The organism is Streptosporangium carneum (genome assembly GCF_027922005.1).
Lineage (GTDB): Bacteria > Actinomycetota > Actinomycetes > Streptosporangiales > Streptosporangiaceae > Streptosporangium > Streptosporangium carneum.
Genome location: NZ_BSEV01000143.1, coordinates 1 through 545 on the forward strand (window position 1 = coordinate 1; position 545 = coordinate 545).

Annotated in this window: 1 protein-coding gene; it reads left to right on the forward strand. The window is 69.2% G+C overall.

Translation table 11 applies throughout. From position 1 onward, the window contains the following. The coding region (locus PKF00_RS44245; protein ID WP_498073067.1) for an RNA polymerDNA-directed RNA polymerase subunit B at window positions 1-545 on the forward strand (545 nt) is incomplete at both ends.

Below are 545 nucleotides of genomic sequence, written 5' to 3' on the forward strand. Positions count from 1 at the left end.
TGTCCCGTGAGCGGGCCGGCTTCGAGGTCCGTGACGTCCACCCGTCGCACTACGGCCGCATGTGCCCGATCGAGACGCCCGAAGGCCCGAACATCGGTCTGATCGGCTCGCTCGCCTCCTTCGGCCGGGTCAACTCCTTCGGCTTCGTCGAGACGCCGTACCGCAAGGTCGTCGACGGACGGGTCACCGAGGAGGTCCACTACCTCACCGCCGACGAGGAGGACCGCTACGTCATCGCGCAGGCGAACACGCCGATCGCCGCCGATGGCACGTTCCTCGAGGACCGCGTGCTCGTCCGCCGTAAGGGCGGGGAGTTCGAGTCCGTGCGGGCCAACGAGGTCGGCTACATGGACGTGTCGGCGCGCCAGATGGTGTCCGTCGCGACCGCGATGATCCCGTTCCTGGAGCACGACGACGCCAACCGCGCGCTCATGGGCTCCAACATGCAGCGCCAGTCGGTGCCGCTGCTCAAGAGCGAGTCGCCGCTGGTCGGCACCGGCATGGAGTACCGCGCCGCGACCGACGCCGGTGACGTCATCACCGCC